Source organism: Streptomyces sp. NBC_00258 (assembly GCF_036182465.1).
Classification (GTDB): domain Bacteria; phylum Actinomycetota; class Actinomycetes; order Streptomycetales; family Streptomycetaceae; genus Streptomyces.
This window is the reverse complement of record NZ_CP108081.1, coordinates 12,038,797-12,054,456: the sequence shown is the minus strand read 5'-3', so window position 1 is coordinate 12,054,456 and position 15,660 is coordinate 12,038,797. Positions and strand designations below refer to the sequence as shown.

Below are 15,660 nucleotides of genomic sequence, written 5' to 3'. Positions count from 1 at the left end.
GCGTCCGGTTCCGTGACTCGCCACACGTAGACACAGGGTGGCGCTGACCTCGCTGATGATAGCGACAGGCAGGAAAACCCAGCTCACGGATGGCCTTCCGTGCGGGGTGTACCCCGATTCTCAGCCCGGATCTCGACGGCGAGCACACCGATGATGACAAGTCCGATCCCCGGCAACATCGTGGGGCTGAGCGGGGCATCGAAGACGCCGGCACCCATGAGGGCGATGAAGGTGACGCCGCAGGCGCCCCAGATGCCATACGCGACCCTCAAGGCCATCCCGCATCGAAGTACCTGGGTCAAGAAGTAGAACAACTGAGGTAGTCGGGGCGTACAGGGCGGGGTTCTGCTGGACCGCGCAGGCACAGCGTTGCCGTCACCTCCGTCGATCACCGCACTGAGGAACAACCTTTTGGCATGAGGCTCCATCATTCGCTCTCAGTAAGCGACGGTGAAACGGCGACGTTGCTGCTTGGACGTTTCGATCTCGTCCACGATCGCCACGGCGAGGTCCGCACCCGAGATCGGGCTGTAGCCGCCCTCTGAGTCAAGCAGCGGTGTGTCGGCGCCGACCCGGTAGGTGCCGCGCCGTTCTTGGGGGCCTGGGTATCCCGGGGGTGGACTCAGGAAGGTCCAATCCAGCTCCGTCTCGTCGAGGATCTCGGCGTAGTAGTCACGTGCGGCATGAACGCCGGCCTCGAACGGATCGGGGTACTCGGTCGTTTCGAAAAGCTGCCGCCCGTCCTCGCCGTACAGGCTGCTGGCCCCGCCGACCACCAGGAGGCGTACGCCGGCGGCCTTCGCCGCCTGGTGGATGCTTCGCGCCCCGGCTAGGAACTGGCGGTAGAGGTCCGGCGCCGTCCAGCCCGGGTTGAATGCGCTGATGACGGCGTCGACTCCCTTCAGGGCTTCGCACAGACGTGGAGTGTCGTGAACGTCGACAAGAACCGGCTCGACCCGGTCGGACGGGTCCACAGCGCCAGCTCGGCGGACGATTGCCACGACCTGGTGGCCCCGGGACACCAACTCGGGGAGGACTTCAGCTCCGACGCCGCCGGTAGCACCGATCAAAGCAATACGCATAGGATTGACCATGCCGTGTACGATATCCTATCGGATCCGATCCATATTCGAGCCAAGACGCTCGTTCGCGCCGCTCCATGTATTCGCCCTAGGAGATCCAGTGACCGACTCCTTCACGCTCACCCTGAGTTGCCCCAACCGGACTGGGATCGTGCACGCTGTGAGCGGCTACCTGCTCAAGTACGGCTGCGACATCGGTCAGCACCAGCAGTTCGACGACTCACTGAGCAACCTGCTGTTCATGCGCACCCAGGTGACCGCCCCGCTCGACATCGATCTCGAAGCAGTCTCGCGGGGATTCGAATCGGTGGCCGCGGAGTTCCAGATGAGCTACCAGTTCAACGACCGGCAGAGTGCACGCATGCTCGTCATGGTCTCCAAGCTGGGCCACTGCCTCAATGACCTGATCTTCCGATGGAAGGCCGGCTCCCTGGGCGCCGAGATCGTCGCGGTCGTGTCCAACCACGAGGACCTGCGCTCGATGGCCGAGACTGCCGGCCTCCCGTTCGTGCACGTGCCGGTCACACCGGAGACGAAGGCAAGCGCCGAGATCAGGCTCCTCCAACTCGTCGACGAGTACGACGCCGAACTCGTAGTGCTCGCACGGTACATGCAGATCCTTTCCGACGAGACCTGCAAGGAGCTGTACGGTCGCGCGATCAACATCCATCACTCTTTCCTGCCGGGATTCAAGGGCGCCAAGCCCTACCACCAGGCGTATGAACGTGGCGTGAAGCTCGTGGGAGCAACCGCGCACTACGTGACCTCAGCCCTGGACGAGGGCCCGATCATCGAGCAGGAGGTCATTCGCATCGACCACACCTACGATCCGCGGGCGCTGCAAACCGTCGGCCGGGACGCGGAGGCTCAGGCCCTCTCTCGGGCGGTGCGCTGGCATTGTGAACGCCGAGTGCTCCTCAATGGGCAAAGCACTGTCGTCTTCCAGTGATCCCGTGGCGCGGACTCGTCCAGCGATGCCAGCAGCAGGGGGCATCGCCGGACGCCTACCGCGAAGCACCGCGCTTCCTGCACGACGACCTGACGCCCGACCGGGCAGCCGACCTGCGGCGTGATACCAGAATCATTCGCGCTCGCACGCGACTTGCCCGGCTCGGTGATCCGCAGAACCAGGTGAAGTCGGTCTACGTCGCAGAGACAGCTGGCAAGTGGCGAGGCCGACAACGCGCCACACGATCACCTATGATATCAAGCACGATATCGACGAGCGATACGTAACGCGAGGGCCGGGCGACCCCGCGACTCTGACAGCGAGGGAGACATCAATGGCGCGTTTGGAAGGCAAGGTGGCGTTCGTCACCGGCGCTGCGCGTGGCATCGGGCATGCTTGTGCAGTGCGCCTTGCGGAGGAGGGTGCCGACATCATCGCCGTCGACCTGGGCAGGCAGGTCGCAAGCGTGAGTTCAGAGATGACCACCCCCGGAGGGCTTTCAGAGACGGTCGCTGCGGTGGAAGGCCTCGGTCGGCGCATTGTCGCGTCGATGGCCGACGTGCGCGACTTCGAGGCAGTCAAGGACGCGCTGGAAACGGGCATGGCCGAACTGGGTCGACTTGACATTGTCTGTCCGAACGCAGGGATCGCTTCTCATGTCGCGGTAGCAGACATGCCACTTCAGACGTGGCGGGATGTGATCGACATCAATCTGACCGGAGTCTTCCACACCTGCAAGGCTGCGATCCCGCACTTGGCCGATGGCGGCTCGATCGTGATCACCAGCTCGGTCGTCGGCCTGAAGGGTGGCAGCCACATCACACATTACTCGGCCTCCAAACACGCCGTTGTCGGCTTCATGCGCTCGCTCGCGCACGAGTTGGCCGAGCGGATGATCCGCGTGAACACGGTTCACCCAACGACGGTGAACACTCCCATGCTGCATGAGGACGAGATGATGCGGCTGTTCGTCCCAGGAGTGGAGCATCCCACCCTGGAGCAATTCGCGGAAGCATCGAAGGCGTTTCAGCTGCTGCCGGTGCCGTGGATCGAGCCACAGGACGTTGCCAACGCCGTTGCCTTCCTCGCTAGCGACGAGGCGCGCTACATCACCGGTGTCACTCTCCCCGTGGACGCGGGCACGCTGGCGCTCTAGGCTTCCGGGGAGAACTGAGGTTCCTCGGCATCTTCCGTGAAGCCGCCCAACTGGCCAGCAGGGTGCGGCGTTTGAGGATCGAATCCAGCTCGTCCGTAGCGCTGGCGTTTGATCGTCTCAATCCTGTTCACGTGTCCCTCGACGGCCCTGGAGTTCCAGGGCAGGGTCAGTCCGGCGGTGGCAGCCGCAAGGCCCTTGCGCAGGCCATTGGCGAAGACACACAGGTCCTTGATCTCACTCTGTTCGACTTCCTCAAGCCAGTGGGTGAGGCGGTAGCCGTCGCGGCGACGGAGGATCGTCGCGAAACTGCGTGCGACGATTGCGCTGCACCACAGCCCCCCCCGTTATCTTCTTCGCGGTCCTGCAAGAGGGCCGCTGGCCTCCGGGCCCGGCATGACTGTGTCCCCCTGTCCACGATGACCTGGGGGGTGGTGTTCACCGGGCCCGAGAGGTGCCGTCGGAGACGCTGATAAGAGGTCCGACTACCGCCCCGCCGAGCGCAACGCCCGGCAGTTCGTGGGCGGCAGGTCTGCATAACGTGGATGCGTGAGTACGACACCGATGCCCAGGCCGGCACCGCATCAAAGGAGTTGAGAGCCCGATGTTCGACACCGGCGACGTGGGCGTGTTCCTCGGCCTTGACGTCGGCAAGACCGCTCACCACGGCCATGGGCTGACCCCGGCCGGCAAGAAGATCTTCGACAAGCCGCTGCCCAACAGTGAGCCGAGACTGCGGGCCGTATTCGACAAACTGGCCGCCAAGTTCGGCACCGTCCTGGTGATCGTCGACCAGCCCGCCTCCATCGGCGCCCTGCCGCTGACCGTCGCCCGCGACACGGGATGCAAGGTCGCTTACCTGCCGGGACTGGCGATGCGGCGGATCGCCGACCTCTATCCGGGCGAGGCGAAGACGGATGCGAAAGACGCCGCGGTGATCGCTGACGCCGCCCGCACCATGCCGCACACCCTGCGCTCGCTGGAACTCACCGACGAGATCACAGCCGAACTCACTGTCCTCGTCGGCTTCGACCAGGACCTCGCGGCCGAGGCAACCCGCACCAGCAACCGCATACGCGGCCTGCTCACCCAGTTCCATCCCTCGCTGGAACGCGTCCTGGGACCACGCCTCGATCACCAGGCCGTGACCTGGCTGCTCGAACGCTACGGATCCCCCAAGGCCCTGCGGAAAGCAGGCCGTCGCCGGCTTGTTGAAGTGATCCGACCCAAGGCCCCGCGCATGGCCGCCCGGTTGATCGACGAGGTCTTCGACGCACTCGACGAGCAGACCGTGATCGTCCCCGGCACGGGCACCCTCGACATCGTGATCCCGTCCCTGGCCAGCCAGCTCGCAGGAGTCCATCAACAACGCCGGGCCCTGGAAGCCCAGATCAACACCCTGCTGGAACAACACCCTCTTTCCCAGGTCCTGATCTCGATGCCGGGGGTCGCGGTCAGGACCGCTGCTGTTCTGCTGGTCACCGTCGGCGACGGCACCAGCTTCCCCAGCGCCGCCCATCTCGCTTCTTACGCCGGGCTCGCCCCGACGACGAAGTCGTCGGGGACCTCGATCCACGGCGAACACGCACCCCGGGGCGGCAACCGTCAGCTGAAGAGAGCCATGTTCCTTTCGGCGTTCGCCGCCCTGCACGACCCCACCTCCCGCAGCTACTACGACCGCTGCCGGGCCCGGGGAAAGACCCATACCCAGGCACTTCTGCGCCTCGCCCGACACCGCATCAGCGTGCTCTTCGCGATGCTCCGCGACGGCACCTTCTACGAACACCGAACCCCACGCCTCGCTTGACCAAAGACATAGAGGCACCCCCCCCAGGGAAGCGGCGACCTCGGCAGCAACGACACGTGCGTCGGCGCCCGAACGCCGCCACGCCACGGCCTTGTCGCACGCTGCGGCGAGCATCGGTGCGATCAGGGAGGGTCCTCCAGGAGAGCGGCGGCCACGAGATCTGGATACCTCTGGGCTAGCGTCCACGCAGTCATGCCCCGAGCGGGTGGTTCACCAAGACGACCGGCCTGTGCTCGACGCAAGCCAGGATGTGGGCGACATCCGCGCAGTAGTTGTCGAGTACGCAGGTGCCCGGAGCGTGGCCAGACAGTCCATCTCCGCGCGATTTTCAGGATCCGGCGGTCGTCGGTGATCTCTGCCGGCAACCGGTCGTAGTCGGCCGAACCGACAGAGAGCCCGTGCAAGAACGCCACGGCGGGGCCGTCCCCCGGGACCGGCGACCTCGACGTTCAGCTCGACGCCCTCGCGGAAAGCCTACATTCACCCCCCAAAACATTGACTCATATCATATATGTTGTCATACTCGCTTGCGAGTCGGAACAGACGTACAGTTCGGAGGACCGTCCCTGATGTCCGTCACCACCGGTCAGCCCGCCACCACCCGTCACGGGAACTCCTACTTCACGAGCCTGCCGCGCGAGTGGTACACCTCGCCAGAGATCTTCCGGAAAGAGATCGACAAGATCTTCCATAGGCAGTGGATCTATGTCGGCCATGTCAGCCAAGCGAAGAACACCGGTGACTATTTCGTGGCCCGCGCGGCCACCGAGAGCATCATCGTGACCCGGGCCAAGAACGGTGGCCTCCGGGCACACTTCAACGTCTGTCGCCACCGGGGCTCGCAGCTCTGCGACGAGCTGTCCAGCGGCAACACGAAGCGATTCGTGTGCCCCTACCACAACTGGACGTACGATCTGGACGGGAAGCTCGCCGGTGCTCCGGCCACCCGCGACGGCGTCGACTTCAACTACTCCGAGTTCGGGCTTCAGGACGCGTACGTGGACACGTTCCATGGCTCGATCTATGTGTGGCTCGGTAGGGAGCAGCCTGCGTGCACTCTGCGCGAGCAGCTCACGGGTGGGGGACAGTTCCCGATCGACGACGCGAGGATCGAGATCGCAGAACCCGAGCGGCTGAAGCTCGCGCACGAGGTGCGCTACGAGATCAAGGCCAACTGGAAGCTCATGATCGAGAACAACATCGAGTGCTACCACTGCATCAGCGGTCATCCTTCGTTGATGGTGTCGTGCGATGCGACGAACTACTTCTACGAGCGCGACGAGGAGGGTGGGCTGAAGATCAAGGGGGACGGTAGCTACGGCCTGCGACCTGACATGAAGACCTTCTCCATGGATGGCGAACTCGTCTCGAAGAAGCAACTGGGCGCGCTGGAGCCTGGCGACAGCATCGTCTGGGTCGACAATTTGATGTGGAACGGCACCTGCTTCTTCACCGACCACAGTCAGCGAGGAATTGTCAACCCGCTGACGGTCGACACCTGCGAGTTGTGGATGCAGTGGTTCGTCCACGAGAACGCCGTCGAGGGTGTGGACTACGAGGTCGGCCCCCTGACGCAGGTGTTCAAGGAAGTCGCCGCAGAGGATCACGCCTTCGTTGAACGCAATGCCCGCGGAGTGAAGTCCAGTCGCTACGTTCCCGGGCCGAACAACGCGCTCCGTGAGACCGACATGGAAGCCGCGTTGACGATGTACCTGAACATGATGGAAACCTGACCGGGGCTGCGGCTCGCGCCAGTCGCGACGCAACTGGCAGTCAGGTGCGCCGCGGCTATCCCGCAGAGTCGGGCGGGCACAGGCCGGAGGCGTCGGCGACGAGTGCTTGCGAGCTTCGTGGTCCTGGCAGATCGTCAGTACGATCATCTCTTCCGCTGCATACGCGCCAGCAATCTCCTCAAGGCCGCCTCGCACCTGGTCGGGTGTGCCGACCACAGTGCGCCGCCGCGCGTTCATACCGTAGGTCTTCTCCCCGAGCCCATAGGAAGGCAAGGGCCTCCTCGGGTGACGGCACTACGATGAGCCGACCTTCGTCGAACAGCACCGCATCCGTCATGCGCGTTCTCGTCACGAGCAGCGGCGCCTCTTCCTCCGTGTTAGCCAGAGCCCACATGGCTACGGATTGCCGCGGGCCCGCGAGGCGTTCGCTTGACTCGAACCGGCTGTGGTACACCCTCGACCTGGGCACCTCGGGGATTGACAAAGCCGGCAAAGGCGTAGGTCAGGCCGAGCTGAGCCGTTAGAAAGCGCCCTTTGCTCACTCGAGCCAGGGCTCAGGCAGGTGCGGTCGACCAGGAAGGGTTCGGCTCAATCTCTGGAGCGGGTGGCCGTCAGGGAACGCCTAGTCAACGTAGGCCAGCAGCTCGACCAACTGGCCGAACAAGTCGTCCGGCGGTGTATGCGCACGATCACGCTGAAGCGCTTACCTGGTGAGGGCGTCGGTGCCAGATGACCTGCCGAAGCCGAGATCGATCCGATCCGGGCACAGGCCGCCGAGCACGCTGAAATTCTCGACGACTTTATACGGGCTGTAGTGCGGAAGCATGAACCGCCGCTACCGACGCGTATGTGAAGCGTCGCAGCCGCGAGCGGGCCAATGGGAACTTCAGGCGACGCTCCGCCACCTGGCAACGATGGAAGCCTCGGACGCCGACATGGCGCGCGAGATCCAGCGTGTTGCGCAGCGCCTGAGCCCTCGTGCAGCCCTCCGGCAGTGGCGACTGATCGAGGACACTCAGACGCAATCCCTTTGATGTCATTCGTATATGAAAACGACGAAGCGTCGACTTTGCACAGTCCCCCGCGCTGCTCACTACCCCACAAGGGCGTCACGTGGGACGTGAAACCCTCTTCTATTTTCGTCTGAAATGCTATATGATTTGGCCTGACTTGAAGAATGGTGCTCGCACAAAGGGAGAGATGAATGAGTAGCAGTGCCTCTGATGCGCCGCGCGAGTTCCAGGGGGACTGGAGCATGGACCTGGTGTGGCCAGAGGGGCTCATCGAGAAGTCCTTCGATCACAGCCCCTTCCTGCCCTACGACCCGCACATCGGGCTCTACGCGACCGAGATGGGCGTGGCGCAGCCTTGGCACTTCACCGACTGGCGCGATGAAGGTATGTCGTGGAAGGAGTCGTGCTACCTGCACGCCGGCCTGAACCCGACAGCCACGATCCGGATCACGGGTCCCGAAGCCCTCGACTTCCTCGCAGCGAATTGTGTCAACAGTTTCGCGAACTTCCCCGTCGGTCGTGGAAAGCACGCCATCATGTGCAACGACAACGGCTTCGTCGTGGCACATGGCGTGCTGCTGCGGCTTGGTGAGGAAGACTTCATCACCTACTGGCTGGACCCGTACATCACCGATCGCCTCGAGGAAGGCGGCTACGACGCCGCAGCCGAGGACGTGACCGGGAAAGTGTTCCTCTTCCAGCTCGCAGGCCCGCGCTCGCTTGAGGTGCTCGAAGCGGCGACGGCCGAGGACCTTCACGACATCAAGTTCATGGGCCACCGTCCCAGCAACGTCGACGGCCACGAGATCACCGTGCTGCGCATGGGCATGGGCGGCACCCTCGCCTACGAGGTGCACGGCCCCGTCGAGAGTGCACGGGCGGTGTACTCCGCATTCATGAAGGCTGGAGAGAGATTCGACATCCGCCGGCTCGGCTGGGGCTCCTACATGCTCAACCACACCGAGAACGGCTTCCAGCAAGGTGAATGGCACTTCGTCCCGGCACCGTACGACGGATCTGACAACCAGGATGCGGTGCCCGGACGCCGGATGATCGGGAGCCTCGGGCCAGACATCCGTGAGCGCTACTGCAGCCCTGTCGATCTCGGCTGGTCGAAGATGATCAAGTTCGATCACGACTTCCGAGGCCGCTCCGCGCTCGAGAAGCAGGTGGCGAACCCTGAACACACCACCGTCACCCTGGTGTGGAACGCCGATGACGTTGTCGACGTGTACGCCTCACAGCTGCGCGACGAAGACCCATACCAGTTCATGGAGATGCCACATGATCTCGGGTACTTTTATAGCTCTGAAGGGGGTTACGCCAACAAAGCCGACCGGGTGTCCCGGAATGGCCAGAAGGTTGGCTTCTCCTCCGGACGGGTGTACAGCGCGCACTCCCGCGAGATCCTCTCGCTCGCAGTCGTCGACGTCAGCTGCGCCAAGCCGGGCACCGAAGTCACGATCCTGTGGGGTGAGCCCGGCTCCCGTCAGAAGGAGATCCGTGCCATCACCGCGCCCGTCCCGTACCTCAATCTGACCCCCAACAAGGATTTCAACGTGGATTCGATCCCTCGTCCGGGCTCCGCGTCGTAACGGAATAACTTGGTTCACGTTCAGCGAGCGACGGACACGAAAATGAATCGTGGGTGCGTCGGTCGTGCCCTCGACGTGCCACTTGTAGAACTTGAGTACTCGGATGCGTCGGCCGCGGTTCGGATGGCCCGTACTTCTCGGGCGGGTCACCGATGAACAGGGGCACGGCGTGGCTGTAGACGTCGATCCACTTCCGACGGTCTTCGTACCACCGGGAGAACAGGGCGTCGCGCAGCCCTTCGGGACGCGCGACGCCCTGCTTGACGAGTCTCTCCGCTGAGGCGTTGGACGCAGCATCCAGGTCTCCTCGCTGGTGCCCGCTGCCGACAGCCCGCCAGCAGCAGACTGGATGGAGGGCTTCACCTCGACGCTGCCCTGCTTCATCGCCTCAGATCCCGACCTGCAAGTTTCCAGTACGAACAAACTGGAGGCGAGCCGCAGGCCGGAACTGCAACGGCATGTCGACGCTCTCTACGACGCCTACCGCGACGGCGTCCGCGAGGCGCTCGCCTGCTTCGGCGCGTCCCAGGAACTGGTGGAGATCGTCTTCGCGGCCCTGGAGGGGTCACCCACCAGGGCACCACGGGCGACCCGAAGCACACCGAGAAGGGATTGAAGCGCTGTGTCGGCTCCTCGCGGCGTACCGCGAACAGGCGTCGGCCTCGGTGTCCGGTACTACATTGAATGGATAGAAAGAATCCGGCGCGACGAACAGCAGGGCCGGTCATGACGGGTATCAGCAACTCCCACGGCACAGGACCGCAACCAGGGAACGGCGTTTCCGACGCGCTGATGGTCAATAGCGCAACCGTTGTGCTGGACGACGGCATGCGGTTGATCGGATGGAGCCGGGAAGCCGAGGAGCTGTTCGGCCACCGTCCCCTCGACGTGCTCGGCCGATCCGCCGACGAGATCCTGGCGGACACCGAGACGGGCGTTGGCCTGTGCTCGCCCGGCGACGGACGAGCAAAGGATCTTGGGATCCGGCCGGTGCGCCACCGCGACGGCCGTTCTGTGTACGTCGCCCTGGCCCTCAGCCCGCTGTCCCACGGCGCCGCCGGGGCGGCGTGGCTGGTCACGGCGACGGACGTGGAAGTGCTGCACCAACGGTCCCTTGACCGAGCCCTGCTCGTGGGGATCTACCGCGAGTTGCCCTTCTACGTGGTCCTCTACGACACCACCGCCCGCGTCCAGTGGATCAACACGGCCACCGAGAAGCAGTTCGGCATGCCGCTGCGAGAGGTCGCGGGCAGGCTCGTGAAGGACATCTTTCCGCAGGGCGAGGTACTCAGCGAGGACGGGCGGCAGCCGACCGACATCGAGGGCATCGTCGAACACGTCGCGCGGACCGGTGAGCCGATGATCGACGTCCGCTTCCGAAGCCCCACCCCCCTAGAGCCCCATCGTGAGCACGTCTGGACCTGCTCATACTTCCGGCTTCAGGAGGAAGGCCAGCGAACGATGGGAGTCTGCGAGGTCGGCCTAGACATCACCGACCGTTACGTGGCCCGACAGCGCCTGGCTCTGCTGAGCCGGGCGAGCGGAAGCATCGGCAGAACTCTCGACATCCGGCGCACGGCGGGCGACCTGGCCGAACTCGTGGTCCCCGAGTTCGCGGACACAGCCACCGTTGACCTCCTGGAACCGGTACTGAGGGGCGAGGACCCCCCGCGGTGGGACAGCAGCGCACCGCCCATATTGCGCCGAGTCGCGGAGCACACCCATCGCGCGGCGGCGAGCGGCACCGTGCCCGCCGCCTCGGACGCCGCACGCCTGCACTGCCTGACGGCCACCGAACCGCTGACAGATCCGGCCACCGGCGCGCTCGTCGCACCACTGAAGGCCCGGGGCACCGTCCTGGGCCTGGCGACCTTCGTACGATCCGAGCCGCACGCCCCCTTCGACAGCGAGGAGATCGCGCTCGCCGAGGAACTCGTCTCCCGTACCGCGGTGTGCGTGGACAACGCCCGTCGGTACACACGCGAACACGCGACCGCCCTCATGCTTCAACGAGACCTGCTACCCCGCACCCTGCCCCGGCCGGCCGGGCTTGAAATCGCCCACCGCTATCTGCCCGCCGCCGGACCCGTGGGCGTCGGCGGGGACTGGTACGACGTCATCCCGCTCTCGGGAGCCCGTGTCGGGCTGGTGGTCGGAGACGTGGCGGGACACGGCATGGGCGCGGCAGCCACCATGGGCCGCGTGCGCACCACCGTGGCTGCCCTGGCGGCACTCGACCTCTCGCCCGACGAACTGCTCGCCCGTCTGGACGACCAAGTGGCGCGCACAGGCACCTCTGAGTCGGCGGGCGACGCGTATGAGGACCAGGCTCTGGGCGTGACCTGTCTGTACGCAATCTACGATCCGGTCTCGCGGCACTGCGTCATGGCGCGGGCAGGCCACGTCCCTCCGGTTCTGGTCACCGCCGACGGACACGCCGAAGTAGTGGATCTCCCGGCCGGACCACCACTGGGTCTGGGAGGACTGCCTTTCGAGAGCGCCGACATCGAGCTGCCGGAGGACGGCATGCTCGCCCTGTTCACCGACGGACTGGTCGAGAGCCGGCAGGAGGACATCGACGTCGGTATCCGCACCCTGTGCGAAAGGCTCTCACGATCTGGGAACAGCCCACTGGAGGAGACCTGCGACGACGTCATCCACGCACTGCTGCCCCAGTCACCGGAGGACGACGCGGCACTGCTGCTGGCACGTGTTCACGCTCTGGCGCAGAACCTAGTGGAGACCTGGGACTTCCCTGCCGATCCCGGAGCGGTGGCCCGAGCGCGGTCGCTGGCCTGTACCCGGCTGGCCGCATGGGGTGCCGACGAGGCCGCATCCTTCATCGTCGAGCTTGTCGTCAGTGAACTGGTCACCAACGCGATCAAGTACGGTGGATCCCCGGTCCGTCTACGGCTCATCCGGGAACGCGGACTCATCGTCGAGGTCTCGGACGGTGGGCACACTTCCCCCCACCTGCGGCGAGCCGCGACGGAGGACGAGGGAGGCCGTGGCCTGTTCCTCGTGGCCCAGCTGACCCGGCGGTGGGGAACTCGCTACACGCCGACAGGAAAGACGATCTGGACCGAGGTGTCACCGCCCCCTACGGAGTTGCCGAGCGCTCTGTCGGCAGAGGCCTTCTGACAACTCGGCCGGCGACGGACCACAGCCCCCTGAGGACTCAGGCCTGTGGACGGCGCCCGGCTGGCGGCGCGGTGCCGACGGTGCACCGTCCAGGAGAGCAAGGCGGCGTTCCTCGCCGCGCTCCTCGACCCGGAGCACCGCCCGCCGCAGCCCCTCCGCGACGCTGCGGCATTGCTCGTCCCGTTGCCCGGTGACGAAGCGCCATCGTCACCCCCTTCAGCGCCCTGCAAGGCCCTCGCCGAGCAGAAGACCGCCACCTGAAAAACAAGTACGCCCTACGCGCGGGAGTCGAGAGCACCATCAACCAGGCCCTCGACATCACCGGCATCCGCCCTCGGCCTACCGAAGGTCCGTCTCCGACACGCCTTCTTGTCGCCGTTCGTGCCACCACGAGGCTGCCCAGGCGAGCAGCACGCCGCCGATGGCGTAGGCGGTGAGGACCCCAGAAGGCGGGCGTGATGACGTTGCCCAAGAAGTAGACGGTGTTGCGGACGGGGGTGGTGCCCGCGCCCGGCGGGAGGGCCTGACCTATGGCGCTCCAGAAAGGCCGGGAGGAGCAAGGCGGGGTAGACGCCGCCGGAGCTCGGGTTGCCCAGGACGACGAAGACTGCCTGGCAAGCCGCACGTGACCGCCGATGGTGGTCCGTGACGTATGTATGGAGCGGCCGTATGGGCCGCCCGTCGGGGCGGCCCATGGGAGACGTGGGTGATGCCGCCGCCTGAGGACGGGCCTTCTTCCCGCGTTTGGGGCGGGTTGGGAAACCGGCGTCAGGTCAGGCGGCAGCCGCTGCCGCGCGGGTGCGGCAGCACCGCTTGAGGAGCGAGCGGACGGTCACGAGGGCCACGAGCGCGGCAATTGTCGCGGTGGTCCAGTAGGGGCCGCTCAGAGAGATGATGACGCGGAGTCGGGCCAGGGGGTTCCGGGATAGGTCAGTGGGGTCAGGTCCTGCAGGGCGGGCGTGGTGCCGTCGTAAGGGAGGGCGGCGAAGACCTTGCGTTCGTTGCTGAGCGGGTCGTTCTCGACGGCCGAGTGCTTGTTGATCACCAGGGTGGGGCGGTCGGTGAGGTTGTACCGGCTCCAGTCCGCGCGTCCGGGGTTGCCGGTTCTGGCGAAGGTGGTCCACAGGTCCTGGACGTGCTCGGACAGCTGCTCTCTCCAGGTGCCGGTGCCGTAGAAGTCGGGGTCGGCGGTGAAGTTCCCGAAGACGAAGCCCAGGTCGATGGCGTGGGGTGCGCCGTACTTGCCGCCGTCCTTGGGCGAGGGTGCGGTGAACAGGCCGATCCAGACCGGAACACCGCGATGGGCGAGGACCTCGGCGGTTTTGATGGAGGGGGCGCGAAAGGCGACGTCGCCGGCGAGGGCCATGGCCACCTCCCCCTCGGTCAGATCGGGGCGGTTCTTGCGGTAGGCGGCGATGGCGGCGTCGGTGTTGCTCTCGCCGACGAGGTTAGTCAGCCAGGGCCGGTAGAGCACCTCGGGCATGTGCTCGGCCTCGGGGACCTCCTGGATCCAGTACCGGGCCTCGTCGCGGGTGGTGGTGATGATGACGGGAACCTTTGGACCGTCCGGGGAGGCGAGGCGCTTCATGGGATTCTCGGGCAGCAGCTGACCGTCGACGACGGGACCGAACGCGGTGTCGGAGAAGTCACTGTCATACAGGTCGTCGGCCGCCTGCTGGAGCTTGTCGGCGCTGAGCTTGCGCAGATCGGCGACGGTGGAGGCACCAGCGAAATCTCGGTAGGCGCGGGAGACCCTGCCTGCCTGCTTGCGGTCGGAGATGTTGGCGGAGGTGCCGCTCTGCAGGATGGCGCGGTGGTAGAGGCCGTCGGACTGCGGGCTGCCCATGATCGCGGAGATGGAGATGGAACCGGCGGACTCGCCAAAGAGGGTCACATTCGATGGGTCGCCGCCGAAGGCGGCGATGTTCTTGCGCACCCACTGCAGGCCGGCGATCTGGTCGAGCAGTCCGTTGTTGGCGCTGTTCTCGTACTCCTTGCCCAGGTCGGACAGGTCCAGGTAGCCGAAGGGGCCGAACCGGTACTGCAGTGTGACCACGACGACGCCCTTGCGGGCCAGGTCCGCGCCGTCGTAGATGGGCTCCGCAGCCGTGCCCTCCACAAACCCGCCGCCGTGGATGAACACCAGCACCGGCTTCTTGCCGCTGCCCGCGCGCGTACTCGGGACGGGCGTCCAGACGTTCACGGTCAGGCAGTCCTCCGAGATCGGTATCCCCTTGGGGACGATCTTGGCGCGTGGCTGTGGGCAGGCCGCGCCGAACTTGGTGGCGTCCCGAACGCCCGACCATGACTGCGCGGCCTGGGGCCGTCCGAACCGGAGGGCGCCGGTCGGGGGTGCGGCATAGGGGATGCCCTTGAACGCCTGCACGCCCTCACCGGCCTGCCCGCGAACCTTGCCGGCAGTCGTCGTCACCACCGGCGACGTGTCGTCGGCGATGAGCGTCAGCAGTTGGCGCATGATCATCCTCTCGTTTGCAACACTGTTTCAAACGTCAATATACAACAGCGTTGTAGGCTGTACTCTGCAGATTGGAAACCAAGGCGGAGGAGATTCGGGCACATGCCGACTGAGGTGGAGAGCACAGAACGCAGGCGCCAGATCGGCAAAGCTGCACTACGCGTCGTTCGTGAACGTGGAGCGGCCCAACTCACCATCCGCGCGGTGGCCGACGCCATGGGCGGCTCCACCAGCCTGGTCACCCACTACGTCCGCAACCGGCGTGAACTGCTGATCCTCGCCTTCACCGCCGTCGAGCACCGGTGGGCCGCCGAAGAGAACCGCCTGGCCCAATTGCCCGCCGCTGACCGCATCGACTACCTCGCCCAGTGGGGGGCGAACTGGTCAAGCGAGGAGGACGAGGTCCTCGCAGCCCTCCTGCTGCACCTCCTCACCGAGGCCAGGCCCGCCCCGGAAAGCCTCGCCGTCGTACACCAGGAACTCGATGCCTGGCGCCAGGCACTTGGCGAGGCCGCGGAGGCCGCCGACATCCGCTCCCCCTGGGCGTCCGCCGACCTGATCTACCTCGTCTCACGTGGCGCCATGCTCAGCACCCTGGAACACCCCGACGCATGGACCGCTGAACGCCTCGCCGCTGCCGCCCGCAACCTCAACCGGCTCCTGCGCCCCGCCCATCCGTCCTCGTCCGGCCGTGCGTAGCCGACGCCTGCT

At 65.6% G+C, this 15,660-nt stretch carries 12 protein-coding genes and 1 pseudogene; 9 read left to right on the top strand and 4 right to left on the bottom strand.

Annotation, left to right across the window (positions count from 1 at the left end; genetic code table 11):
- Positions 1 to 83: 83 nt before the first annotated feature.
- Positions 84 to 428 carry a DMT family transporter gene (locus OG718_RS54585; protein WP_443055391.1) on the bottom strand — a complete coding sequence of 115 codons (345 nt, stop codon included), beginning with the start codon at positions 426 to 428 and terminating at the stop codon, positions 84 to 86.
- 9 nt (positions 429 to 437) lie between these two features.
- Positions 438 to 1,082, bottom strand: coding sequence for an NAD(P)-dependent oxidoreductase (locus OG718_RS53450; protein ID WP_328847648.1), 645 nt, complete (start codon positions 1,080 to 1,082; stop codon positions 438 to 440).
- 100 nt (positions 1,083 to 1,182) lie between these two features.
- On the opposite strand from OG718_RS53450, the gene purU reads away from it, so the two are divergent.
- The 8 genes from purU to OG718_RS53405 all read left to right on the top strand — a co-directional run bounded on the left by purU (position 1,183) and on the right by OG718_RS53405 (position 12,734).
- Positions 1,183 to 2,031: a formyltetrahydrofolate deformylase gene (gene purU / locus OG718_RS53445; protein WP_328842756.1), complete on the top strand. Its 849-nt coding sequence runs from the start codon at positions 1,183 to 1,185 to the stop codon at positions 2,029 to 2,031.
- Between the two features lie 334 nt (positions 2,032 to 2,365).
- Complete coding sequence (locus tag OG718_RS53440; protein WP_328842757.1) at positions 2,366 to 3,187, top strand: mycofactocin-coupled SDR family oxidoreductase; 822 nt, start codon at positions 2,366 to 2,368, stop codon at positions 3,185 to 3,187.
- A gap of 601 nt (positions 3,188 to 3,788) precedes the next feature.
- Positions 3,789 to 4,991, top strand: coding sequence for an IS110 family transposase (locus tag OG718_RS53430; protein WP_328842758.1), 1,203 nt, complete (start codon positions 3,789 to 3,791; stop codon positions 4,989 to 4,991).
- 569 nt (positions 4,992 to 5,560) lie between these two features.
- Positions 5,561 to 6,724, top strand: a complete 1,164-nt coding sequence (locus OG718_RS53425) for an aromatic ring-hydroxylating oxygenase subunit alpha (RefSeq protein ID WP_328842759.1) — start codon at positions 5,561 to 5,563, stop codon at positions 6,722 to 6,724.
- Positions 6,725 to 7,928: 1,204 nt separating this feature from the next.
- Positions 7,929 to 9,332: a hypothetical protein gene (locus tag OG718_RS53420; protein ID WP_328842760.1), complete on the top strand. Its 1,404-nt coding sequence runs from the start codon at positions 7,929 to 7,931 to the stop codon at positions 9,330 to 9,332.
- Positions 9,333 to 9,681: 349 nt separating this feature from the next.
- Positions 9,682 to 9,948 (top strand): hypothetical protein, encoded by a 267-nt coding sequence (locus OG718_RS53415; RefSeq protein ID WP_328842761.1) that lies wholly within the window; start codon positions 9,682 to 9,684, stop codon positions 9,946 to 9,948.
- A gap of 176 nt (positions 9,949 to 10,124) precedes the next feature.
- Positions 10,125 to 12,473: an ATP-binding SpoIIE family protein phosphatase gene (locus OG718_RS53410; protein WP_328842762.1), complete on the top strand. Its 2,349-nt coding sequence runs from the start codon at positions 10,125 to 10,127 to the stop codon at positions 12,471 to 12,473.
- A gap of 45 nt (positions 12,474 to 12,518) precedes the next feature.
- Positions 12,519 to 12,734, top strand: a complete 216-nt coding sequence (locus tag OG718_RS53405) for a hypothetical protein (protein ID WP_328842763.1) — start codon at positions 12,519 to 12,521, stop codon at positions 12,732 to 12,734.
- 78 nt (positions 12,735 to 12,812) lie between these two features.
- Here the strand turns inward: OG718_RS53405 and OG718_RS53400 are convergent.
- Together OG718_RS53400 and OG718_RS53395 are read right to left on the bottom strand one after the other, a co-directional pair.
- A pseudogene (locus OG718_RS53400) lies at positions 12,813 to 13,081 on the bottom strand (DUF3533 domain-containing protein); the annotation flags it as partial.
- Positions 13,082 to 13,356: 275 nt separating this feature from the next.
- On the bottom strand, positions 13,357 to 14,949 hold the full coding sequence (locus OG718_RS53395) for a carboxylesterase/lipase family protein (protein ID WP_328842764.1): 1,593 nt from the start codon (positions 14,947 to 14,949) through the stop codon (positions 13,357 to 13,359).
- A gap of 102 nt (positions 14,950 to 15,051) precedes the next feature.
- Here OG718_RS53395 and OG718_RS53390 point away from each other — a divergent pair, with 102 nt between their 5' ends.
- Positions 15,052 to 15,648 carry a TetR/AcrR family transcriptional regulator gene (locus OG718_RS53390; protein WP_328842765.1) on the top strand — a complete coding sequence of 199 codons (597 nt, stop codon included), beginning with the start codon at positions 15,052 to 15,054 and terminating at the stop codon, positions 15,646 to 15,648.
- The last annotated feature ends 12 nt before the right edge of the window (positions 15,649 to 15,660 follow it).